The organism is Paenibacillus sp. FSL E2-0151, assembly GCF_037993015.1.
GTDB lineage: Bacteria > Bacillota > Bacilli > Paenibacillales > Paenibacillaceae > Paenibacillus > Paenibacillus amylolyticus.
Window position 1 is genome coordinate 5,679,542 of sequence record NZ_CP150308.1, and the last position, 23,456, is coordinate 5,702,997.

At 48.2% G+C, this 23,456-nt stretch carries 20 protein-coding genes; all 20 read right to left on the reverse strand.

Annotation, left to right across the window (positions count from 1 at the left end; translation table 11 throughout):
* Positions 1 to 61: 61 nt before the first annotated feature.
* Positions 62 to 1,327, reverse strand: coding sequence for an MFS transporter (locus MHI55_RS25315; RefSeq protein ID WP_339185859.1), 1,266 nt, complete (start codon positions 1,325 to 1,327; stop codon positions 62 to 64).
* Complete coding sequence (locus MHI55_RS25320; RefSeq protein WP_339185858.1) at positions 1,324 to 2,517, reverse strand: MFS transporter; 1,194 nt, start codon at positions 2,515 to 2,517, stop codon at positions 1,324 to 1,326. The genes MHI55_RS25315 and MHI55_RS25320 overlap by 4 nt, the downstream gene beginning before the upstream one ends.
* 14 nt (positions 2,518 to 2,531) lie before the next feature.
* The gene (locus MHI55_RS25325; RefSeq protein ID WP_339185856.1) at positions 2,532 to 3,284 is read right to left on the reverse strand and encodes an ABC transporter ATP-binding protein; all 753 of its coding nucleotides are present in this window, start codon (positions 3,282 to 3,284) and stop codon (positions 2,532 to 2,534) included.
* On the reverse strand, positions 3,285 to 4,094 hold the full coding sequence (locus tag MHI55_RS25330) for an ABC transporter ATP-binding protein (protein WP_076329030.1): 810 nt from the start codon (positions 4,092 to 4,094) through the stop codon (positions 3,285 to 3,287).
* On the reverse strand, positions 4,075 to 4,971 hold the full coding sequence (gene opp1C / locus MHI55_RS25335; RefSeq protein ID WP_076329029.1) for a nickel/cobalt ABC transporter permease: 897 nt from the start codon (positions 4,969 to 4,971) through the stop codon (positions 4,075 to 4,077). The genes MHI55_RS25330 and opp1C overlap by 20 nt, the downstream gene beginning before the upstream one ends.
* The gene (gene opp1B / locus MHI55_RS25340; protein WP_340387455.1) at positions 4,971 to 5,903 is read right to left on the reverse strand and encodes a nickel/cobalt ABC transporter permease; all 933 of its coding nucleotides are present in this window, start codon (positions 5,901 to 5,903) and stop codon (positions 4,971 to 4,973) included. The genes opp1C and opp1B overlap by 1 nt, the downstream gene beginning before the upstream one ends.
* Positions 5,904 to 6,171: 268 nt before the next feature.
* The gene (gene nikA / locus MHI55_RS25345) at positions 6,172 to 7,686 is read right to left on the reverse strand and encodes a nickel ABC transporter substrate-binding protein (protein ID WP_340390645.1); all 1,515 of its coding nucleotides are present in this window, start codon (positions 7,684 to 7,686) and stop codon (positions 6,172 to 6,174) included.
* 362 nt (positions 7,687 to 8,048) lie between these two features.
* A complete protein-coding gene (locus MHI55_RS25350) occupies positions 8,049 to 9,335 on the reverse strand; it encodes an opine metallophore biosynthesis dehydrogenase (RefSeq protein ID WP_340387457.1) in 1,287 nt (428 codons plus the stop codon).
* A gap of 66 nt (positions 9,336 to 9,401) precedes the next feature.
* A complete protein-coding gene (locus MHI55_RS25355; RefSeq protein ID WP_076319773.1) occupies positions 9,402 to 10,196 on the reverse strand; it encodes a class I SAM-dependent methyltransferase in 795 nt (264 codons plus the stop codon).
* 43 nt (positions 10,197 to 10,239) lie between these two features.
* On the reverse strand, positions 10,240 to 11,100 hold the full coding sequence (locus tag MHI55_RS25360) for a diaminopimelate epimerase (protein WP_076319774.1): 861 nt from the start codon (positions 11,098 to 11,100) through the stop codon (positions 10,240 to 10,242).
* Positions 11,101 to 11,433: 333 nt separating this feature from the next.
* Positions 11,434 to 12,660, reverse strand: coding sequence for an amidohydrolase (locus MHI55_RS25365; protein WP_256721340.1), 1,227 nt, complete (start codon positions 12,658 to 12,660; stop codon positions 11,434 to 11,436).
* Between the two features lie 50 nt (positions 12,661 to 12,710).
* Positions 12,711 to 13,769 carry an LLM class flavin-dependent oxidoreductase gene (locus tag MHI55_RS25370; protein ID WP_076319775.1) on the reverse strand — a complete coding sequence of 353 codons (1,059 nt, stop codon included), beginning with the start codon at positions 13,767 to 13,769 and terminating at the stop codon, positions 12,711 to 12,713.
* Between the two features lie 54 nt (positions 13,770 to 13,823).
* Positions 13,824 to 14,696: a LysR family transcriptional regulator gene (locus MHI55_RS25375; RefSeq protein ID WP_340387459.1), complete on the reverse strand. Its 873-nt coding sequence runs from the start codon at positions 14,694 to 14,696 to the stop codon at positions 13,824 to 13,826.
* Positions 14,697 to 14,765: 69 nt separating this feature from the next.
* A complete protein-coding gene (gene ssuE / locus MHI55_RS25380) occupies positions 14,766 to 15,314 on the reverse strand; it encodes an NADPH-dependent FMN reductase (protein WP_036605818.1) in 549 nt (182 codons plus the stop codon).
* Between the two features lie 123 nt (positions 15,315 to 15,437).
* Positions 15,438 to 16,355 carry an ABC transporter permease gene (locus tag MHI55_RS25385; protein ID WP_082218907.1) on the reverse strand — a complete coding sequence of 306 codons (918 nt, stop codon included), beginning with the start codon at positions 16,353 to 16,355 and terminating at the stop codon, positions 15,438 to 15,440.
* 60 nt (positions 16,356 to 16,415) lie between these two features.
* Positions 16,416 to 17,348 (reverse strand): ABC transporter permease, encoded by a 933-nt coding sequence (locus MHI55_RS25390; RefSeq protein WP_036605816.1) that lies wholly within the window; start codon positions 17,346 to 17,348, stop codon positions 16,416 to 16,418.
* A 261-nt stretch (positions 17,349 to 17,609) separates the two neighbouring features.
* Entirely contained in the window at positions 17,610 to 19,253 is a 1,644-nt protein-coding gene (locus MHI55_RS25395; protein ID WP_076319776.1) for an ABC transporter substrate-binding protein, read from the reverse strand.
* A 170-nt stretch (positions 19,254 to 19,423) separates the two neighbouring features.
* Positions 19,424 to 20,767 carry an LLM class flavin-dependent oxidoreductase gene (locus tag MHI55_RS25400; protein ID WP_047841256.1) on the reverse strand — a complete coding sequence of 448 codons (1,344 nt, stop codon included), beginning with the start codon at positions 20,765 to 20,767 and terminating at the stop codon, positions 19,424 to 19,426.
* A 323-nt stretch (positions 20,768 to 21,090) separates the two neighbouring features.
* Positions 21,091 to 21,369 (reverse strand): glutaredoxin family protein, encoded by a 279-nt coding sequence (locus MHI55_RS25405; protein ID WP_036605813.1) that lies wholly within the window; start codon positions 21,367 to 21,369, stop codon positions 21,091 to 21,093.
* 352 nt (positions 21,370 to 21,721) lie between these two features.
* Positions 21,722 to 23,449, reverse strand: a complete 1,728-nt coding sequence (locus MHI55_RS25410; protein WP_340387461.1) for a glycosyltransferase family 2 protein — start codon at positions 23,447 to 23,449, stop codon at positions 21,722 to 21,724.
* Between the last annotated feature and the right edge of the window lie 7 nt (positions 23,450 to 23,456).

Genomic DNA, 23,456 nt, shown 5'->3' on the forward strand with positions numbered 1-23,456 from the left:
ATACCTGGCAGTAATATCCGACTGTCTATCACTGCCCAGGATCATTCCACTCCAATGCCGTTCAGCTTACTACCCCAGATCTGGCCTTATTGCCCGCTTCCATCCGTTGCCTGAACACCAACACCAGTACCATCGCTGCAACAGAGAGCAAAGTGCAGATCATAAACATGGTCGAATACGAACTCGCTTGCACAATAAGCCCCATCGCCAATCCGCCCATAGAGAATCCAAGGTCATACGAGGACATGAAAATCCCCATGAGTACATATCTGGAATCCGCAGGCAGCACAAAGGACAGATATGTGGTTAATGTCGGGTACAACAGTGCCAGGGCAAAACCGCTGAACACCGCGGAGAGATACACCAATGGCCCGATGATCTCCATCAGGCTGAGTAACTGGGTTCCCAGTGCTGCGCACAGCATTAACCCTGCCATCAGCCAGGTATTCCAGCTACCATCGGACGGAATTTTTTTGCGCAAAATAAACCTGCACAGGATTACAACTAATCCCTGAATCGTCAGAAATACGCCTGCACTCGCCAGTCCGGTGGATACCATATACAGGGGAAGAAAGGTCGCTGTCGCCCCAAAAACGCAGGACGCAAACAACATCACCACACTGCTAATCAGCAGTGGAGTACTACGCCAGATGCCGCCGAATGAACGAAACATGTCACCCAAGGTGTACGATTTGTTCTGTACGGTACTCCGTGGCAGATCCACATTATACCCAATCAGAAGTGGCAAAGCCGCCAGTACGATCATAAGCAACGTAAACGCCAGATCACTGGCATTTTCCCAGATTTGTATAGCAAGGATCGGAATGACCAGAGAAGGAACCATCGTAAAAAGGGTGTACATGGACAGCCCTTGTGCCCGGTCTTTGTCCTCCAGCTTTTCCACAATGCCTGCCTGCATCGTCATGGAGAAAAAGGCCGTAGCCACCCCTTGCAGGGCTCGCAACCATAGATACGTCTCCACACCAAAAACAACAAACAGCAGTAGCGTTCCGGCATGTAAAAGCAATAGCCATTGCATCACTCGAAGCGGCCCATGCTTGCCCAGCAGCTGTGCTGCAAAAGGTCTCAAGAGCATACAAGTGAACATGTATGCCCCCATCATCAGACCAATCTCAGCCTGGTTCAATCCGGCAGCCTCGCTTCTCAGGGGCAGAATAATCGTCAAAGCTGAATTTGCCGCAAAAAATAAAAAGGCCAGCATATAAAACCGGATAAACGAAAAGGATACCGGATTTAATTTTCCATTGGATGTTGCCGTCATTGAAGCCTTCAAACGTTCGTCACCACTTTCTCTTCTGGCAGTCAATTCATAGATGTACCTGTCACGGGTCTCCGCCGTTCATAGGCAAAAACGATCATTACCGCTCCTAGGATAGCACAGATCATGTACATAAATGAATAGGAAGAGAAGTCAGCGACGGGTCCCATAATCACACCACCCAGAGAAATACCCAGATCCGCCATCGCGATAAATAACCCGATCAGGACGTTTCGATTCAGCTTAGGCAAGACAAAAGATAAATAGGTCGTGAGTGTCGGATACAGGATCGCCTGACCGATTCCCATGAATACAGCGCCCACATAGAAAAAGACTACCCCACCTGTCACGGCAAAACTGACACATTGCGCAGCTACGGCGAGCAGACACATCGTACCCATGATGAAAGGAGAATGCCAACTGCCATCGGACGGAATCCTTTTTCGAAGCATAATTCGAGCCAACACCACTGTTCCTGCCTGAATCATCAGATATACACCCGCATTCCCGTCTGGTACTTGACTCGCATACAGCGGAATAAAGGTGGTAATCGCGCCAAATACAACCGAAGCGGCGAGCATTAACACACTGCAACGAAATAAATGTGGATTCTTCACCAACTGACCAAAGGATTCCCACATGCTCACGTTCTGCTCCGAAAGATTCTCAGCAGGTTGCTCCTTGTTTGGTTCCATTTTGGCGGTATATCCGAAGACGCCCGTACAGACGGCAATGCCGATCAGAACCACTGTAAAATAATCCATACCACCCGTCTGCCAGATTCCTAACGCGATAACAGGCCCCACGATCCCCGGTATATAACTGAATAGCGAATAATACGAAATCCCCTGTGACCGATCTTTCTCCGGAAGTGCATCAATAATGCCAATCTGCAAGGCCATGGAGAAAAACGCTGTCGATACACCTTGTAAAATACGAGCAACCAAATAACCTCCGAGTCCCGTAAAGGTATATAAAATCAGCGCAAATCCATTGATGATCAGAATCAAACGCAATATTTTGATCGGACCGTGCTTTTGAATAATCCGACCTGCCCAGGGTCTGAAAAACATCGTTGTGAACATATAAGCGCCCATGATCAGTCCGATTGTTGTACCGCTCGCACCCAAGGACTCCCCTTGCAATGGGATGATCACGTTAAGAATGGCATTGGCACTGAAATATAGAAGAACCAGTATGTACAAGCGCAGAAAAGGCCAAGACATCGCTCCACTCACAATGGGTATTCCCCCTAAAATGGTATTAAATGCTTCAATAATTTCTTCGCATAGTCTGACTGAACATCCTTTAGCTGCTCAATAGGAACAATCTCTTCAATCTGACCCTCTCTGAAAATGATAACCCTGTCACAGATATAAGCTGCCGCTTGTATATCATGTGTGATAAAGACATAGCTCAGCTTGTAAATTTCCTTCAGCTCTTTCAACAATTGCAGTACCTGGATCTGAACAGACACGTCCAGTGAACTGATCGCTTCATCAAACACAATGCATTTAGGGGCGGTGGAGATGGCCCTGGCTATGCACACTCTCTGAGCCTCCCCGCCGGATAGTTCATGCGGATATTTGGATCTATAAGAAGGGTCCAGACCAACTTGGTTCAGCAACAGATCTACCTTCTCTGAGTTTCCCTGATGCTTTCGCAGTTTTTGCTGTGCTTGCATCGGTTCCGTAATGGCAGCTTCCACGGTAAGAAATGGATTGATGGATGACGTATAATTTTGAAAAACGGCGCTGAGGTTACCCATCCGTACACGTCGATCCTGTACGTCTTTACCATCCAGCGAGATCGTTCCACGATCCGGCCGTTCAATGCCCAGAATCAGACGGCCCAACGTCGATTTACCGCTTCCGCTTTCACCGATGATACCGAGACACTCGCCCTGCTGGCATTCAAAGGTAACTTGTTTCAAAACTTGATGTCTATGCTTGGAGAACAGTCCGCCTTGGTTATATGATTTTTCGATACCTTCGACCTTTAGCATCTATAAGTCCCCCTGCATCAACGCCTTAAAATGATTGCTCAACTCCAATCGGGTAGAGACCAGATACTGCGTGTAGGCATGCTCCGGTTCCGTCAAAACAGAATGCATGTTGCCACGCTCTACGATGTTTCCGTCTTTCATGACCATCACGTCATCTGCAATCTTCTGAACAACGCCGAGATCATGGGAGATGAACATCATGGAACAGCCCATGCGTTCGCGTAAATGAATCAATTGCTCCACCACTTCATATTGAGAGATCGTATCCAGCGCCGTTGTCGGCTCATCCGCAATAATCAGATCAGGCTCAAGCACTAATGCCAGTGCAATCATGATTCGTTGCAGCATTCCACCGGACAGCTGATGTGGATATTGATTCATAATCTCACGCGGATGTCTAAGCATGACGCTTTCCATGGCATTGATGATTTTCCGTTCAATCTCGCGGGTGTTCCAGCCAAAATGCTGCTGAAGCGTCTCCCGAATATGAACACCAATGACACAGGAAGGATCAAATGCACTCATGCCATTCTGCAAAATCATACATAGATGCTTGCCCCGCTTACGCCTCATCTCCGGTTCCGAAAGCTGGTTCAGGTCTTCGCCCTGAAATAACATCGTGCCCGATTGACGAATCCATGGCTTGTTCAGTCGCATGATGGCTCTGCACGTGACGGACTTGCCGCTACCGCTTTCCCCCACAATGGCCATACAGCTTCCCTGCTTAACTTCAAATGAACTGTTATGAATGATCACTTTGCCTGTATTGGTGTCCCATACTTTCAAATGTTTAACCTCGACTATATTCATAAGCCGTCTTTCTCACCTCACTTTCGTAAGACTTGTCAGACTTACCTTGAGAGGTCATCAATTTGGGGTCCAGAGCCACTTGAAGGGCATCCGATAGAAAATTAAAAGCAGACACCACCACCACAATAGCCAGGCCTGGTGCCAACATCAATTCAGGTCTGGAGAACATAACTTCCCTCGCCTCATTGAGCATCATGCCCCACTCCGCATGCGGAGCCTGAATGCCAAGCCCCAGAAAGGAAAGGCCAGAGATCTGCAACATCATTGAACACATGGAGCCACTGGCAATGACGGCAATATCGGCAAAGGTAACCGGAACAATATGTTTGGTTATAATTCTCAGATTAGGCGTGCCGGAGGCTTTAGCGAATTTCACATAATCCATATCGGAGAATTGCATCACAGATGTGCGAATAACGCGGGCAAACCAGGCCCATTTCATCCACACAAAGGCAATTAAAATATTCTCCAGTCCTGCACCCAAAATGCCAACCACCGCCAGTGTCATCACGTACCCGGGAAAAGACAGCATAATGTCACAGACTCTCATAATCCATGCATCCACTTTCCCCTTGAAGTAACCCGCAATGAATCCAACAATGGCCCCAATCAGAACAGAAAGGCTCAGCGCAACCAGAACCCATAACACACTTGGACGGATACCATAGATAAGCCGGGATAACACACATCTGCCCAGATGATCATTGCCTAATAGATACTCCCAGGACGAGGAGGCATAACGAAGCTTCATATTCACTTGTCCTGGATCATGCGGCGCAATAAGCGGAGCCAGTACGCCCGCCATAATCGTGACCATAATCACTAGCAAAGAGGTCAACGCAAGCTTGTCTTTGCACAGATTTTTCAATATTCGCATCAGAATTCCTTTCTCAACCGGGGATTCATCGCCGCATTAATGATGTCGGATAACGTGTTAAACAACACAAAGGTGACAGCCAACATCAGAACATACGCCTGAATAATCGGAAAATCCCTGCTTAAAATGGATTTCACGCTGAGTCTCCCTAGCCCCGGCCAGGCAAACACATTTTCGATGACTACCGTACTGCCCAGCACGATCGGGATCGCCATACAAAAGATGGAAACGGCCACCTGTAATGAATTTCTCAGAATATGCAGGGTGACTTTCTTCTCGCTCAGACCACTTGCCCTTGCATATAACACATAGTCCTCATTCATATTGCTCAACATGGAACTTCGAACCGTTCGGAAATAAATGCCTGTATAACTCACCGTGATTACGATCACCGGTAGAATGTAGCTTCGATACGAGTCCATGCCACTGGTAGGTAACAGGTCCAGCTTGACGGAAAAATACCAGATCATCATGGCTGCAAGCCAGTAGGATGGCATGGCTGTAAGGAAAAAGGAAATACCTCTGACCGATCGATCCAGCAGCTTGCCTTCTCTCATGGCACAGACCACACCCAGCAGGATGGACAGTCCAATAATAAATACCGATGAGACAAGCGTTAACTTCAATGTGCTCATAAAAGCCGGCCCCATCAATGACCATACGGGTTCACCCGATACATAAGAGTTGCCAAAGTCCAACTGCACAACAGCCATGATCCAGTTCACATACTGGATCATGAACGGCTGATCGAATCCTAGCTCTTCATTCGTTTGCGCGATCAGTTCATCCGTAATCTGCGGAACTTCCTGTGCCTGTAACACAACAACCGCCGGGTCCAAGGGAGATAGATTAATCAGGACAAACGTTATAAATGAAATGATAATCAGTAAAGGGATGGTTAACAGACTCCTTTTGACGATATAACTTCCCATATCCATCTCCGCTCTATTTAAATTGAACTAAACAATATTTACACTACACTCCGATGACAGAACAACCTTCCGATCGCTGTTATCCCCAGATTTTTTTGATTCCTTTTATATAGGGAAAATCCGGGGATAGCGTATGCTTCCGATGTAGCTTTCTTACAGAAAGCTTGTAGACGAAGTGTATGCTTTCGAAGTAGCTTTCCTGCAGAAAGCTTGTAGCTCCGCTTCTTCAGGTTCTTTCTGTCCTCTCCGTTTTGTGTAAATGTTTAGTTCAATTTATATATTTAAAATTCATTTTTTCAAATGGTAGTTCATATTGAGTCTGCTTGAATGAGATTCCATCGAGATTCTCAGGAGCGACTACGGTGACACGTCCGTTGGTAATCGGGATGAAGACTGCTTCATCATGGACGATATTCATAATGTCGGCATACAGGGATTGGCGGGAAGCCTCATCCGTGGAGACCATGACCGCATCGATTTTCTGATATAGTTCATCTGCTTCGGCAATTCCGCTTGTCGTATGCTTGTATGCCGAATCAGACGTAAATGCTGCAATGGTACTCTGTGGATCATAGGCCAGTCCCCAGGTTTGATTAAAGAGCAGATCATATTCCCCGGTGGCTCTCCGATTCGCAATGGAAGTGGATTCTTCGCCCACGATTTCAAGCTGAACACCCAGTTCTTTCATCGAATATTGAATCAATTCGGCCTGTATTTTCTGTGAAGACGAGTTGCTGTCATAGTATAGTTTCATGGCTAAAGGCTGACCATTTTTCGTTCTCACCACTTTACCATCTGCCAATGTCCAGCCAGCTTGCTCCAGAAGATTTTTAGCCATTTCCGGATCATACTCCCGTTTTTTAAGGTCCACTTTGGCGTAATTGACATTGGCTGAAAATAGCGTGTCCGCTACAGTCTGTGTTCCGTTGAAAATATCTTTACTGATCGTTTCCCGATCAATGCCCACCCATAGCGCTTCCCGCACTGCCGTTTCCTGAACCGGACTATTCTCGCGACTGCTATTGGCTACGATCATATTGGTGTTCATCGCTTCACTTCGAACCACTTGATAATCACCGGATTCAGCCAATTGGTCCATGGCTTCGACATCGATACTATCTGCTCCCCGGTCATCGGTGAACACAAAGTTGATCTCTCCTTTTTGCAATGCCAGGAATGTTGTTTCTCCAGCCGGAAGAACCTTGGATGTGATCTTCTTGATTGCAGGTGCACCACCCCAATAGTCTTCATTGGCTTCAAACGTGGCATTCTCTTCGACTTTATGAGCAGTAAGCTTGTAAGGTCCTGTGCCCTGGAAACCGCTTACTCCGTCTTTGGTTCCGCCATCTTTGAAATCCTTGGGTGATATGAAGACGTAAGGTCTTGTCATGGACAATTCCACCATTGCTGGATAATAGGCTTCCGATAGCGTCAGCTCCACCGTATGCTCATCGATTACCTTTACACTTGTGATTTTGGTAGATAGCTTGATCCAAGCATGTTTTTCGGCATTCGCCTGTACTGCATCGATATTTTGTTTAACCGCCTCTGCGTTGAACGGCTCTCCATCATGGAATTTCACATCTTGTCGCAGATGAAAAGTATACGTCTTGCCATCCTCGGAGATATCCCATGATTCAGCCAGCAATGGCTTGATCCCGTCAGGCGTGTTTTCCACCAGAGACTCGTATACCATCCCTTGTGCAGGCATGGAGCCTGTGTACAAATGGGGGTTCATATCATTAATATCTTTGGCAGAAGCATAGATGAGTTCCGTTTGCACCTGACTATTTACAGACTCCGTTTGGGTGCCCTCTTTCTCTTTTGTGTTCTGAGCGCATCCGGCGAGCAGCGCAATGGCTGACACCAGCAATAGTATAGATGTAAAAGTAAGACCCTTTTTCACAACATTTCCTCCTGATGATTAAGTTACAAGCAGACCTTGTAGGTTACATCGGACCACTCCGATTGCAGTACCATCTTCCGATCGCTGTTATCCCCAGATTTTTTTGATTCTCTTTTCCAAAGAGAAAATCCGGTGATAAATGCGAACGCTTCGCTTCTTCAGATTGGTTCTGCACTCTCCGTTATGATGTAAACATCAGGTTCAACTTGATAAATTTGAGATGTAATTAACCCTATTACTCAAAGTCCGGTGCAGATCATGCGGATATCCTCTTCAAAGGATTGGATTGAAAAGGCGCTGGACAAGCGTTGATCCGGGTGTGCGTCAGCCACTTCCTGAAGCTTCGCTTCATATCTGGCGATAAATTGATCAATGGTTGGACAGCTCACATCGAGATGTCTGGCTATGCCCTGAATGATTTTGATGCGATAGTAATCTTCCTTGGGCATACGGGGGATGTCCAGCTCCCCTTCGCGGTTCATGAACGTTTTACGGAATGGGACTGCTGAAAAGTCGAAATATTTGCCTTCCGAATCGGGTTCCGAGAATGGATCAATCAATAAGGAGGTGTACCGTATGTATAATAAATACTCCTGATGAATGACCTGCAGCTGATTGAAATTCTCGATATCCTGGCGTGATATACTCTCTAATCGAACCGGATAGTTGTCATCCGTCATGAATTGAAGCAGGTTCACTCCCTGGATATGGAGTCGGTCCGTAATATTCATAATCTCCTGCCACTGTGCCCGCATTTCTCGTATTAAAACTTGTGTAATCGGACCTTCAGGATACATCTTGTATATGTATTTCTGAATATCCGATGCTCCAAAGATGGCTTCTAATGAGAAGTCATTCATGAACAAAGGTGGATGCACGTACAACGAAATATTTCTCGTTTCCGCCTCCAGTGGGGATCGCATCACTTCCAGCGCAACACCCAAACGCTCATACACTTGGCATAGCTTACTGACCTGTTCAGACGGGTAAAGAGTGGAACCGATATAAACCTTTTTCTTGACCCCTGTAGTAATCACATGATTCGACGGATGCTCGTGCATCCAACGAGTATCTCCGAGGTAGGTAGAGAAACTGATCAATTCCGGCGCCGCATTCCGCTCTCTCATATAATGGGTCACGAGTCGATTCGACCCAAACGTTGGAGAAATCAAAATGATACATTTCAGTTGTTTGATGAAATCATTTTTCATTTGTTCCAGTACATCGATATACGCATCGGTGGTAACCGCCAAAATGAGTGTATCCCATTTACCATCAATGGTGTCATATCCCTTGAACACATGATCAACGTAACACTCACCTGCGAGCGATTGATGTTTCTCATTTTGAATGCTGACCTGAATACGTTGATTGCTCTCTTCGAGGGCTGAGAATACGGACGCTGAACGAACCGATTGTCTCCCCGTAATGCCTATACAGCAGTTGAGATGATCTTTGAGCGTTACCGCAAGCTGAATGGATGCAGGTCCGGTTCCGAGTATCAGAATTCGCTGAAGATTGCTCATATAAGCCTCCTTAATTCAATGTTCAATCTGTAATCCATTTGGACGCACTTGGATGCACTTGCATACCTATGCTTTTTGATACAACGCAATATCAAACACATCATCCGGGCGCAGGATCGTATCCACCAGCTTCCATTTGCTGCTGTCCGTCTCTCTCATAGGATAATTGAACAAGGACTTCAACTGATCACCGTATCTCATGGCTACAACCACCTGTGCATTCGTCAGAGCATGCAGTTGATCAAGCAGCTCATATTTAGGGGCCACGGTAGAGCTGAAAATGATATGGGTTGCTTCCTTGGTATACTCCAGATTCTCCAGCAATGTTGACTGCAAACGAATCTTCAAACCCGTGCCCAGTGTCTCCACCACTTTTCGCCCGAGTGTAATGGACTCTTCATCAATATCGATCCCGACAACCTGTGCACCTGTTCGCTTGGCGATGAGTAATGGTGTCATTGGGAATGAACCGGAGCCTACCAACAATACGTTGGAATCGGAGGTGACATGGAAGCTGCCGAATTCTTTATCGATACACTCTTCTATGTTTTTGAAATAATCGGCAATCTGCACATCCCCGTTCTCTAACTTTAATGCACGATATTTCTCCATGATCGCCACACACTGGGCGGATTTATTTCTTAACGCCCACACAAGCGAATCAAGCTCTTCCAGCTCGGAATGCTCCAACTGTTCCCATGCTGCCTTATTCTCCTGATCGGTCACAAAGCGGGAGTAGTCATTGATCACAGCTTCCAGCTCTGCACTATGCTGAATCGTATGATCATACTTGCTCGCGAGCTTATCGAATTTCTCTGCAAATTCACTCAAACATGTCTGAAAATGGACCAATGTGATCATTTCTTTTCCCCCTATACGTTGTCTCGATCATGTATCATGTACCTCATGCGTTTACAACGCTCCATTCTGCTGGAGCATCTATGAAGGCTTTGCCCTGAGCCACGATGCCAACAGATCCCTCAATCGTAATACTCCCAAGTTCTGCGCCATTCCACTGGGCTACCACTTTGATCGCACCACCAGGCTGCTTGATGTACTGCGTAATCTGCCTCTGCTGGCTCCATGCGAGATACGCTCCGACGGAGGCCGTACCCGAACCACACCCTCTCTCCCAGATCAGACTATCCAGCTCCGGAACATAGATGAGTGGGGCCATTTCTTCCAAGTGTGATTGATATAACAAGATACCGATCAGCTTATCTCCCAGGGTTAATCCCAGTAATCTTGCAAGGGTCTGTGCCCTCTTCTTCATCGTATCGTCAAAGTCATCAACTTCGATCACGATATGGATGAACTCAGCGTACCGGATGATCACCATATCGAGCTCGATGCCTTCGTATCGGATTGTTCGTTGTTCGATCTGCTTTGGTATCGGCATGGTTACCTGACAGTCATATTCGTTCTGCTGCTTCTTCACATGGCACATGATCAATTGATCGGTTCCGGAAACCTCCAGCATGATGTCCATAGACTCCTGATGTGCCAGTCCTGCTTCAGATGCGTGGTGTGCTGCAAGTGCCATACAGGCATTGCCACAGAACTCTCCTCCGGCCATTTCCAGACGGGCAGCAGCTTCCGGTCTCCTCGTTGGTTCAATGAATCCCACTTGTTCAGCGTAAACGTTATCATACGACATTAGACGAGTTGCAATATGATTGTATTTCTCGGCTGCATGATCCGTTTTAACCAGAATCGTCATGTTTTGGGTGGGACTGAACTTGATAAAATCGATCTCCTGTTTCATCGCAGCGACTACTCCTGTTCTTCTTTTTATCTAATAGTAATTATTACGATTAAAAGGTCGAGAAAAATATAGCACATCTTTTTGGGGAGCGTCAACAAATATTTCCATTTAAAAAAATAAAATTTCATAAAATCTTTAGCTTCCCTTCCTGTAAGAAAACCCAAACAGAGCTGACGCTTCTGCGCCAGCCCTAGCCATACCTACACCATCTGATAAGATTCAACGACTCGTCGTTCCTACCCCGTTCTCACTTAAAAAAGGGAATACGAAAAACGGTTGCCGTCGAACGGAACCGTTTCGATCTGGATATGATCCAGTGATTCACTGTACTCATCACTCTTGATGTGCTTGCACATTGTGCAGTGCTCTCTCAGCCAGTGCAGCCAGAAGATGTGCTCCCAGCGACAGAGCCCGTTCATCCACATCAAAGCCAGGGTGATGCCACTCATGCGGGCCAGAGGTGCCCAGGAAGAGGAACAGGCCGGGAACTTCTTTTTGATAAAAAGAGAAGTCCTCTCCTGCCGGAGAAGGCAGCGGTCTGATGCTATTCAGCCCAATCTGACTTGCAACTTGCTCCGCCGCAGATGCCAGAGCTTCATCGTTGACCACGGCAGGTGGTCCCTGAATCCAGCGAACCGTAGCCCGTGTGCCATAGGCTGCCGCCACACCGGCGACTACCTGATTGAAACGCTCGCGAATCCGTGCACGCACTTTCTCATCAAAGGTACGCACTGTGCCATCGAGAATCGCTTCATCCGGAATAACGTTCCAGGCTGTGCCGCTGTGGAGCTTGGTGACACTGATTACAGCACTCTCCTGTGCTCCCACATTGCGACTCACAATGGCCTGTAATGCCGTAACAATATGTGCGGCAACCACAATTGGATCAATGCCGGCTTCAGGCACAGCTGCATGGGTGCCTACACCTTCCACTTTGACAACAAAACCGTCTGCTGCTGCCATCAATGCGCCTTCCCGAATGCCCACCGTACCTACCTGAAGATCAGGCTTGTTATGTAAACCAAATACGGCCCGAACATCGGTTAATGCGCCGCTCTGGATCACTTGCCGAGCACCCGTTGCTTTTTCCTCCGATGGCTGGAATATCAACCGTACTTTTCCCGGTAGAATGGACTCGCGCTGTTTCAGTAATCGTGCAGCACCGATCAGAATTGCCGTGTGTGCGTCATGTCCGCATGCGTGCATCTTTCCATCTACCTGGGAGGCAAATTCCAGCTTTGTCTCTTCCTGAATGGGCAGCGCATCAATATCTGCTCTTAGGGCGACAACAGGACCGTCCCCTTGACCCACTTCAGCGACAAGCCCTGTCCGTAGCGCATATTCGTCTGCAATATGGACGCCTTCCTCTTCCAGCCAACTGCGAATGGCTGCCGTCGTCTCCTTTTCCTCGCCGGACAATTCCGGGTTACGATGCAGATGTCGCCGAATGGTGATTAATCTTTCCACGAATTCTTCCGCCCGTTCACCGTGAAGTTCATGCTCGGGGCCCTGTACTTGTTGGTCAGAATGCTGCTTGGGCTGTTCCAGATCACTTTTCATCACATGGCCTCCCATTCGTATATATTCACTGTTATATTAACTGCCTACTTCTATCCGATTGCTGCTTCTTCCTTGGATTCCAGTGCAAATTCACTGAGTCCCTGCTCTGCCAGAATCTCACGCAACAATTCGAATGAACGAATTCGCTTGGTAAAGTCCCGTGTAGCTGTAGTCACAATGAACTCTTCCACAGCAAACTCCTGCTGGAACTTCAGCAGTGCCTGACCTACGCTTTCCTTCGTACCCCGGGTCACACTTGGCTCCAAAATCTCGATCCGATAGGTTTCGTTTGATTGACGGCCGAATTCTTCCGCCTGTTCCACAGAACCGACAGTGAGTACTTTCCCACTCTCCAGATGGATCTTCACCAGCATATGCTCGCTCGCAAGTCCTTCCGCTTCCTCCTCACTCTCGGCCACAATTAACGATATGGCTAGTGCAGCGTAGGGCTCCCGTCCTTGGGAACGATCAAATTGTTCACGATATACACGGATCGCTTGAAGCGCTACCTCTATATTACTGTTAATGAACAGTGAAAAGACATATGGGAGTCCCAGTTCCGCAGCCATGCCCGCACTATCTACACTTGCTCCAAGTACGTACAGCTCCGCTGGAATGTCCGACACTGGCGAAGCGCTGAGACCTGCAAGTGGATGCGACTGATCTTCAAGCGGCTCATTGTGGATGTATCGTTTCACCTGAACAATTTTCTCTTGAAGAGATGCGGCTTCCTGAATACCTTCCTGCAACGCCTGTGTCGAACGTGGTAACCCGCCTGGTGCACGACCGATTCCCAGGTCAACTCTTCCTGGTCCGAGCGCGGCGAGGATATTGAAATTCTCGGCGACTTTGTATGGACTGTAATGCTGAAGCATTACTCCGCCAGACCCCAGCCGAATCCGCTTTGTATGCGCAAGCAAGTGGGAGATGAGTACTTCCGGGGAGGAACCTGCAACATGCCCTGAATCATGGTGCTCCGACACCCAGAACCGATGGAATCCAAGCTGCTCTGCCCGCTGTGCCAGCTCAATCGTATGCCGAAAAGCATCCACCGCCGTTTCCCCTTCATAGATGGGAGTCTGATCCAAAATGCCAACACGAATACTCATATCCTTCTCCTCCTTGATTGTGCTGAACCTCTGTTCTTGAATCTTACAAACAATCTATAACTTCCGCAGCAGTTCCCCGAAGGGCTCTGCCAATGGCGAATATTCTTCTTTTAAAGTAACGACGCTGATCTGCAACGATACACCTGCTACCTCATGTACCTGAATGGGGAACAGCTCCCGATTTTGCACTTCCTTCTTCACCGTGAGTCCCGGGAGAAAGGCAATGCCTGCCCCTTGCATAACCAGTTTCTTCGCCGTCTCCGAATTATCGACATGGTATGTAATATTCGGCGGATGTTCCAGCGAGTCGAAAGCCCGGTGAATGCGAAGCCAGTCCAGTGAACCACATTCAAAAAAGACCAGTTGCTCATTCCGGATAGCTTCCATGCTGACATGCCCGCTCTCAATGAATGGATGCCCTTTGTACACATAGAGCTGAATCGGATCTTCATAAAAAGCAACCGTACGGATCGCAGGATGCATGACCTTGCGCACAAAAGCAAGATCGATCTCCTGACCAAGCAGTTTGGCAATCAGCTGATCCGTCGTTGCGGTCGTCAATTTGATATTAATTTCGGGGTAAGCTTCCTTGATCTTGGGTAAAAAATCGGGAATGACATAGTTGGATACCGATACTGTACTACCAAGTCGAAGAGCATCCGGTGTTGATCGCCGTTGCTGAATCTTCTGCTTGCCCTTCTGAATCACTTGCAGCACTTGCTGCGCATATGGCAGGAATTTCCGACCTTCATCTGTCAGCACAATTTGTTTGCCAAGCCGATCAAACAACTTGCAGCCCAGCTCCCTTTCCAGTGACTGAATGCGAGCTGTGACCGAAGGTTGGGACAAGAAGAGTACTTCGGCAGCCTTATTGAAGCTTCCATAATGATTGATATATACAAATGCTTCAATATTCTCGATATTCATGAGCGCCTCCGTATCCACGTCCGCAGACGTTTGATCTTATATTGATTTATCCAATACACTTACTTGGTTTTATGATATCGTAATCCCATCCTTTTCCAGTGTCAATATCAATTCATCCAGCGAGCGATCCAAACGTGTAGTCACATCTGCCGAGAGTACAAATTTTCCATCATCCAATCGCTCAATTCCCTGATCCACAGCATACACGCCACCCAAGATATGTCTTCCACCAAGGGCTGCCAGAACAGGCTTCAATGCATAATCAATGGCGAGCAGATGAGCTATAGAGCCACCGATAACGAGCGGAAGTGTCAACTTGCCCCGCAACCCTTCTTGCGGAATCAGATCCAGGAACAGCTTGAGCACTCCCGAGTACGATGCCTTGTATACCGGTGTAGCCACAATAACTGCATCCGCCGCTTCCACGACAGCGAGTGCATCACGAATGAATGAGCTGTCAAACCGGGCTTGCACCAGATCCTCAGCGGGCAGGTCCACAACATGAATGACTTCAACAGTGATGCCTGCCTCCGTTAATTTTTGGCTGCTGTAATCCGTCAGACCTGTCAAACGCGAACGTTTGGAAGGTGATCCTGCAATAATGACAACATGTGACATGAATATCTCCTCCTCAAGCGTAAACGGCTGTCGCCGTCCTCTGGTGGCACAGCTACCGTTTCGCAGTGAAATATAAAAATGGATAGGGTGAAACTTATAAATTCTTATATTTTGGAATAGCGGTCAAGCCGCTCCTTTTACTTTGGGGTCCAGCCGATCGCGAATATCGTCTCCAATCAGATTAACCGCCAGTACAAACAACGTGATCGCCAGACCCGGGAACGTACATATCCACCAGGCAACCGTCAGATAACCTCTACCTTGCGAGAGCAATGCGCCCCAATCCGGTATTTCCTTCAACACCCCAAGTCCCAGAAAACTGAGTCCGGAACCCGTAAGAATTGATGTCCCTACACCAAGCGTAGCCATGACCAGCAAGGGTGACAACGAATGTGGCAGTACATGTTTCCAGAAAATACGTGCATTGGAACCGCCCAGTGAACGTGTCGCTGTAATGAAAGGCAGACCTTTAACTGATATGACCTGCCCACGCATCACCCGTGCGTAGCCCGGAATGGAGGAAACCGCAACAGCTAGTGCAATGTTCATCAGTCCTGGCCCGAGAGCAGCTGCAACAGACAATGCAAGGAGCACGCCGGGTACAGCCATCAGAATATCGACTGCCCGCATCGTGATGGTATCAACAATTCCTCCGGCATAACCCGAGATAATACCAAGAGCACTACCGACAATACCGCCCACAAGAACGGAAGCAAAACCAATGAGCAGCGAATCCCTGCTTCCATGCACAACTACACTGAAGATATCCCTGCCAAAATAGTCCGTCCCGAACAGATGCGCAGCAGAAGGAGCCTGCAGAATGGCATCCGTCATCATCTGAGTTGGATCATAGGGCGCAATCCAGCCCGGTACAATCGCACATGCCACGGTAAACACCACCACCAGCAATGCTGCATAAAAGAATAATCGGGATACCGCGAATGAGACGCGATAACGCCAAGGGCGGCGATTCCACAGACGGATACGTCCTACACTGCCCGCCCATGCTTTTTTGTCACCAACCAAAGGTTTCATGCTCATGAGCAACAACTCCTCCTTCCATACTCCGCGTCAGGACACTTCTGACTGTTCCGGCTGTCATCATGTTCGGACTGCACGCCGAACCCGGGGATCAATGTACGAATACGAGATGTCCACCAGCAAATTCAAGACCACATAGATAATGGATGTAAAGAAAACAACCCCTTGCACCACTGGCAGATCCTTGGCCATTAGCGCATCCGCAATAATTCGGCCGATCCCCTGTCTGGAGAAGACGGTCTCCACCACAACGGTTCCCGCAAGCAGATCACCGATCAGCATGCCGATTACCGTTACGGCAGGGATCAGGGCATTACGCAGCGCATGGCCATACATGATGGCACGCTCCGAAAGTCCTTTAGCCCGTAATGCCACGATAAACGGTTCATTGATGACTTCCAGCATGCTGTTCCTCACCATCCGTACGATAAATCCTGCACCCACGAGCCCCAGCGTAGCTGCCGGAAGAACCAGTGAGCTGAATCCGTCGGAACCCATCGCCGGGAACCAGCCAAGCTGTACCGAAAATAACAGGATGAGAAGAATCCCCGTCCAAAAGGTTGGCATGGAGATACCAAACAGTCCAACGAGCCGGGCAACGAAATCAATCACGCCATTGCGATGAATTGCAGACAATACACCGAGTGTAATTCCAATCGTGATGGCAATGATTGAGCTGAGTGCGGTCAAAGCCAGTGTGGCTGGAAAATGTTCCAGTATTTTTGGCAGAACTGGATCGGAATTGATCATTGATTTACCGAAATCCCCACGCAGCATATCACCGAAATAGTTCGCAAACTGGATGTAAAACGGCTGATCCAGTCCAAGCTGAACCCGCAGATTCTCGATCATCTCCGGGGTAGCCGAGGACGGGTCCAGCATGAGCAGAACCGGATCACCCGGCAGAAGATACATGATGCAGTACACCAGCACCGAAGCTCCGAAAATAACCAGAAGCGATGTTGCGAGTCGTGACAGTATCGTTTGAACCATACCGGGATATCTCCTTCCTGAATCTGGATTGGTCGTTCCTATAGTACGTGTTCAAAAAGACCAGTTTTCAGTACCGAGAAGATGGAATGAAGCTAGAAATGGAGTAGCGGAGCGTAGGAAACTACGTGAGCAACTGAAATGTTTCCGAAGGAAACATCCTTCGTAAGCCCCCCGCTTATTTCGGCTGAATTTCATATTCGATGCTGATCATGCCATTAGGCATGACTCGTAATCAAAAGTGGACTTTTTGAACAACCTCTGTTAGGGCTGAATGCGGACGTCGTTAAAGAGTGGATACCCCAGTGAATCAAACTTGATGCCTTCGACCTTTTTGGATGCAGCGACGGTATACGGGAATACATAGATCGGCAGAATTACCGCTTGCTCAATCAGGTATTGCTGGATTTGATTGTAGATCTGAACACGTTTATCAGGATCCGTCTCGACCGCTCCCTGCTCCAGCAATTCATCGATCTTTGGATCAGACAAACCGGACAATGTCGGGCGCTCGCCCTCTGCACTCGTATGATAGAAAGCGTACAAGGCATTAGGATCAGAATTGACCTGACTGTTGCCATAGAGATCATAATCCCAGTTCTGATAGATGACCGTTGCTACGTCTTTTGTAATCTCGACTTCAACAGCAATGCCAACCTGTTTCAACTGTTGCTGGATAATGGCGGCAATGTCATTGCGTTTCTCCCGATTGGGCGAACCATCGACATAACGCAGGATCAGTTTCTGGCCGTCTTTGGCACGAATACCGTCAGCGCCTTTCACCCAGCCTTGTTCATCGAGCAGCTGATTGGCTTTGTTGATGTCCGGGTTAATGCTACCTTCCAGCGATGCATCATAACCCAGGATTCCAGGAGACAGTGCGGACCATGCACGTTCGTAGTTGCCCAGATACAATGTTTTGACAATCGATTCCACATCTACAGCGGATTGTACCGCCTGCCTTACTTTCACATCATCCCAAGGCGCTTTGCGCAGATTGAAAAAGAGTGTGTATGGCAACCCAACCGTATTGGCCTGCAACAATTGCTGGTTCGGATCGTTTTTTAATGCAGCGATATTCTGCGGTGGAACCGTCTCGGCAGCGAGTACCTGACTACTCTGTACACTTCCGATACGCGTCGCTTCTTCCGGTACAATCTTGAATGTGATCGTATCCACATGGGGCGCGGCTTTATTTTCAACCGTCTCAGGTCCCCAGTTGTAATCCTTGTTTTTGGCAACGACGATATCCGCATTTTCATCCCATTTCACAAAGGTATACGGACCTGTGCCCACCGGATTTTTACCTAGCTGGTCACCATATTTTTGGGCAGCTGTAGGGGATACGATCCCCAGAAGTGCCTGGCTCAAGTTGCCAAGAAAGGCTTGTGATGGTGCTTCCAGATTTACCTTGATGGTAGATTCATCAATGACTTCGGAGGAGCTATACGGTCTAATCAGGGCCAGAGAATTGGCAGCTTTGGTGGCCGGATCAATCACCCGGTCCAGATTGTATTTCACGGCTTCCGCATTAAACGGTGTACCATCATGGAACTTCACACCTTCACGCAGCTTGAACGTATAACTCTTGCCGTCCTCGGATACGCTCCATTCCGTGGCAAGCCACGGTTTGATGGAACCATCAGGCAGCTGCACAACCAGATTGTCGTAGATCGTCCGGATGGCACGCACCGTTACGGCAAGCCCACTGCGATGAGGGTCCAGCGTATCGGGTGAAGTTGCAAGTGCAAAAGTCAGGTTGCCTCCTTCGGCTTGCCCGGCCTGCCCCCCGCCTGATGCCTGTGCCGTACTGTTCGTGCTGCCTCCCGCCGCTCCGCAACCGGATAATACCATCACCAATACTGCTGCCAATGCCATATATTTCATCCATGAGATAGACCTGTTCATATCGCTTCCCCCTCTGTGTATACAGGTGTCATTAAATTGATGTTTATACCAATACTCTATATATCCTATGAGTTAAGTCGGTTTTAAGATAGTACGAAACGTAGTGATTACTTTAATACCGTTTGGAGAACACAACAGACAAAATCAAATGCTCGTTCGCTCCCTATCCGTTATGCCAAATCAGATACAACTTGCTTCTTCGCAGCCGTATAACGGTTAACCGGAATCTGTACCCCAAGGTTACCTCGCAATGTATCGTGTTCATAGTCCGTACGATACAGACCGCGTTCTTGCAGAATCGGAACAACCAGTTCCACAAAATCAGACAATCCACTCGGCAGTTCCGAAGCAATAATGAAGCCATCCGCTGCTTCCGTCTCGAACCATTCCTGAATCTTGTCAGCAACCTGCTCCGGTGTGCCCAGGAATTTGCTACGCGGTGTTGCTGCCCGCAGAGCCACTTCACGCAAGGTCAATCCCTGCTCTTTGGCATCCTTCTTGATCTTGTCGGTTCCACTGCGGAAACTGTTGCTTCCAATGCCATTCAGCTCCGGGAACGGTTCATCCAGCGGATATTGGGAGAAATCATGGTGTTCGAAGAAACGTCCAAGGTAATCCAGCGCTTTATCAATGGTAACCAGACTTGCGATCTCCTGATATTTCTGTTCAGCTTCCTCTTCCGTCCGTCCAACAATAGGATTGATGCCTGGCAGAATAACAATATCCTGTGAAGAACGTCCATAGGAAGCCGCCCGTGTTTTCACATCCTTATAAAATGCCTGTGCATCTTCAATCGTATCGTGTCCGGTAAAGACAGCATCCGCTTCTTGCGCCGCCAGCGTTTTGCCATCTTCCGATGAACCTGCCTGGAAAATCACCGGCTGTCCTTGCCGTGAACGGGCAATATTGAGCGGACCTTGTACGGAGAAAAACTCTCCTTCATGATTAAGCGTGTGCAGCTTGGATGGATCAAAGAAGACACCGCTCTCTTTGTCTCTCACAAAGGCATCATCTTCCCAAGAGTCCCACAACCCTTTGGTTACCTGTAAATATTCCGCGGCAATGCGATAACGTTCTGGATGCGAAGGGTGACTGCTCTTGCTATAGTTCTTCGCTGTACCTTCCAGCGGAGAAGTCACGACGTTCCAGCCTGCACGGCCATCACTGATCTGATCGAGGGAACCGAACTGTCTGGCTACGGTGAACGGATCACTATAGGATGTCGAGAGGGTGCCTACCAGTCCAATATGTGAAGTAACGGCAGCCAAAGCGGAGAGGATACTGATTGGTTCGAAGCGATTGAGGAAATGCGGAATGGATTTCTCGGTAATATACAGACCGTCTGCGATAAAGACCAGATCGAACTTGCCTTCCTCCGCTTTCAGTGCCTGACGTTTGTAGAATCCAAAGTTAACGCTGGCATCCGACAGAACCTCCGGGTGTCTCCATGTGGTGTTGCTTCCTCCAACCCCATGAATAATGGCTCCAAATTTCAAACTGCGTTTCGCTGTCATATGCACTCCGCCTTCCTTGGATTAGAATCTTCAAAAGAATGATCAAGGGCCAACTGAACTGATTACGTATGCGAAATAACTTAAAATTTAACTATTCCTATGAGTTTGGTTTGTTTTAATTTCAAAAATCTTATCACTGCCCCGTAAAAGGGTCAACAGCGTGACTAATAGATTTTTTCTATATGAACATTGAAGATGTAAATAAGACCATTTACATCCCAAGAGAGCTATAACTTATTGAACGTTCCGGCTGCTGTACAAATGCGATCTTGCATCATGCAGCAACCGGAACGGCTTGCTCCAAAGGTATATATCCACTCCCGTTAGACTGCTGCCGCTTCGTCCGCTCGTGCCAGAAGTTCCGCCAGCTTCTCCAGATCAGGTTCCAGCAAGGCTTCAAACTTGCCGTCCCCTCCCACTTCAATAACGGGTACATGCCGAATGCCATATTTTGCTTCAAGCACATCACGCAGCACGTCATTACCCTGCACTTCAATGTTCTCAAAAGGCTGGTTTCGCTCTGTCAGAAATGCTTTTACTTCCCCGCAGAAATGACAGCCTGTTTTGCTCCACAGCACGACTTTTTTGGTTGATGATGACATCGACATACCTCCTGATTAGTTTTAAGATCAAGATCTGGGCGATTGAATATGAACGCCCTAGACCTTCAATTCCCATCTGTTAAATAAGAATTATGGCTATAAATGTACTCCTGCACCCTTCAGGCGTCAATGGATCTGCTAATAGAATAAACCTATAACCAAATAGAAAGATTAAATTATAAATTTGAAAGATGGCTTATTTTACAGGAATGAATCGCACTGCTTCAGTAGTCTAGCTACCAACTCATATGTAATATTCGGATGCGGAATGAATCAGAGCGATTACACAGGGTACCGCTACATTTTCCATTCCGCATCATGCTGCTGATTCGCATAAACAGATCGCCTGACATTACAGATCGGGGTTCAAGAGCTGAGGTGGGGCGATAATGGGCCAGCCTTCTTCCATCGCATTCAGTTGGTCCGCAGACACGCTGATAATATGCCCAGAATGTACACCCCAACGTTCTGCCGCATAGACCGATACAAATCGTCTCCGCTTATCTCCGCTGATCTGATATCGAATCTCGGGTGCATCCACTGCGGCAACAATACTTCCTTCTGCCCAGCCATTGTCAGAACCATGAACCGCTGTTGTATGCACCTGTTGTGATTCCCTCGGCCATCCTTGTACGTCCCCCGCTGATATCAGTGCTTCTCCGGCAGGAATGGCGAGCAGATCCGGTTTGGCAACCTGAACAGGAGATATTCCACGCGGTACAGGGATGTTCAATTTACGCCGCCGACCACCAGTTAAAGTATAGACATCTCCTTTGGCATCGGACAGAAACGAACCTTCCGGGTAGAAGTCATAACTGTGTCTGAACTGTAATGCTGGATCTTGGCTGCCCTGCGTTGAGATTCGCTGACGCGGATCCATTGGGTTTGTATCACCCTCCTCTTGTTGACCGGATGGGGTACCAGAGGTTTGTTGTCTAGCCAAGCGGGAAGTTTCGGCAACCAGCGCATGGGGATCTCCCCACTTTTGGCTATAAAACTGCTCGTTATCCTTATTCACTACAGCAAAGTCTTGCTCACCCAAGGCTTTCATACTGACACTTCCGAAGTGGTGGATAAAAGCATCCCCGGCTACCGCAAGTTGGTATCCTGCCAGCTTCACTCGGATGATCCAGTCATCATCTTCGAAATTGCCCACCGCGTACCCTTCGTCAAGATAACCTACCCGTTCCAGCAGCTCCCGTGAGAACAACCAGCAGAATCCGACCAAGCGATCGGTTATTCGATGTTTGTCTGCATCCGGACGATTATGTGTGGCGGCAAAAGACCACATCTCTTCTACCTCATGGTAAGGAACCTGAATCTGCTGATCCCCGCCAATATAGTTGGTCACCGGGCCCACCACACCAATCTTCGGATCACTGGCAAGACAAGTCATCATGTTATCCAGCCAGCCCGGAGTAACGAGCGTATCGTTGTTCAGCACGATGATATGTCGTCCTCTCGCCATCATCAGCCCATAATTGACACCTCCGGCAAACCCCCGGTTCTTATCCAGGGCAGCCACCCTCACCATGCCGCCTTTGCGGAGCATCGCCTCGGCAGTTCCATCCTTTGAGGCATTATCCACGACAATGATTTCGTAGGGAGCAGGGGTATGCTTCTCGATACTGGACACACATTTCAGCACATACTCCCGCTGATTGTACGTGGGGATAATGATGCTAACTCCTTCAAAAACAAGACCAAACGAGTTCTGTCCCTGGCGGACACCTTCGTTGTATCCTCTGGTATACCCCTGTTTGTAGAGCCTGGCGCCTTTGGGTGTGCGCCTGCTTTTGCCTTTACGTCTGGATTTCCGTATTGAGCGACGACCTGCTGCATGCAGGACTGCCATGTCAGATCGCGAGACATCGTGTTGTGTGGCACGGCGGGCCGCTTTTTTTTCGTTGCTTATGCTGCCATTCCTGTTGTTTTCACTGCGGCTGTTGTCACTGCGAGTGCTGATATTTGGAATGATGTTCAGATGACTGTGACCCTTTCGACGGACTACGTTTCGAGCCTTAACCTTGTTGCTACGGCTATGACGTTCTTCCCCGCGCTGTTGATCGGGTGTGCTCATGTTGCTC

Bases quoted from the DNA above. Each gene is read 5' to 3' on its own strand.
- MHI55_RS25390 (WP_036605816.1), bottom strand. From the start codon at position 17,348: ATGGTTCAAACGATACTGTCACGACTCGCAACATCGCTTCTGGTTATT.
- MHI55_RS25370 (WP_076319775.1), bottom strand. From the start codon at position 13,769: ATGAGTATTCGTGTTGGCATTTTGGATCAGACTCCCATCTATGAAGGG.
- MHI55_RS25410 (WP_340387461.1), bottom strand. From the start codon at position 23,449: ATGAGCACACCCGATCAACAGCGCGGGGAAGAACGTCATAGCCGTAGC.
- opp1C (WP_076329029.1), bottom strand. From the start codon at position 4,971: ATGCGAATATTGAAAAATCTGTGCAAAGACAAGCTTGCGTTGACCTCT.
- ssuE (WP_036605818.1), bottom strand. From the start codon at position 15,314: ATGTCACATGTTGTCATTATTGCAGGATCACCTTCCAAACGTTCGCGT.
- MHI55_RS25365 (WP_256721340.1), bottom strand. From the start codon at position 12,660: ATGAAAAGTGATCTGGAACAGCCCAAGCAGCATTCTGACCAACAAGTA.
- MHI55_RS25325 (WP_339185856.1), bottom strand. From the start codon at position 3,284: ATGCTAAAGGTCGAAGGTATCGAAAAATCATATAACCAAGGCGGACTG.
- opp1B (WP_340387455.1), bottom strand. From the start codon at position 5,903: ATGGGAAGTTATATCGTCAAAAGGAGTCTGTTAACCATCCCTTTACTG.
- MHI55_RS25350 (WP_340387457.1), bottom strand. From the start codon at position 9,335: ATGAGCAATCTTCAGCGAATTCTGATACTCGGAACCGGACCTGCATCC.
- MHI55_RS25395 (WP_076319776.1), bottom strand. From the start codon at position 19,253: ATGAACAGGTCTATCTCATGGATGAAATATATGGCATTGGCAGCAGTA.
- MHI55_RS25385 (WP_082218907.1), bottom strand. From the start codon at position 16,355: ATGAGCATGAAACCTTTGGTTGGTGACAAAAAAGCATGGGCGGGCAGT.
- MHI55_RS25400 (WP_047841256.1), bottom strand. From the start codon at position 20,767: ATGACAGCGAAACGCAGTTTGAAATTTGGAGCCATTATTCATGGGGTT.
- MHI55_RS25405 (WP_036605813.1), bottom strand. From the start codon at position 21,369: ATGTCATCATCAACCAAAAAAGTCGTGCTGTGGAGCAAAACAGGCTGT.
- MHI55_RS25330 (WP_076329030.1), bottom strand. From the start codon at position 4,094: ATGAATATAGTCGAGGTTAAACATTTGAAAGTATGGGACACCAATACA.
- MHI55_RS25360 (WP_076319774.1), bottom strand. From the start codon at position 11,100: ATGAAACAGGAGATCGATTTTATCAAGTTCAGTCCCACCCAAAACATG.
- MHI55_RS25355 (WP_076319773.1), bottom strand. From the start codon at position 10,196: ATGATCACATTGGTCCATTTTCAGACATGTTTGAGTGAATTTGCAGAG.
- MHI55_RS25375 (WP_340387459.1), bottom strand. From the start codon at position 14,696: ATGAATATCGAGAATATTGAAGCATTTGTATATATCAATCATTATGGA.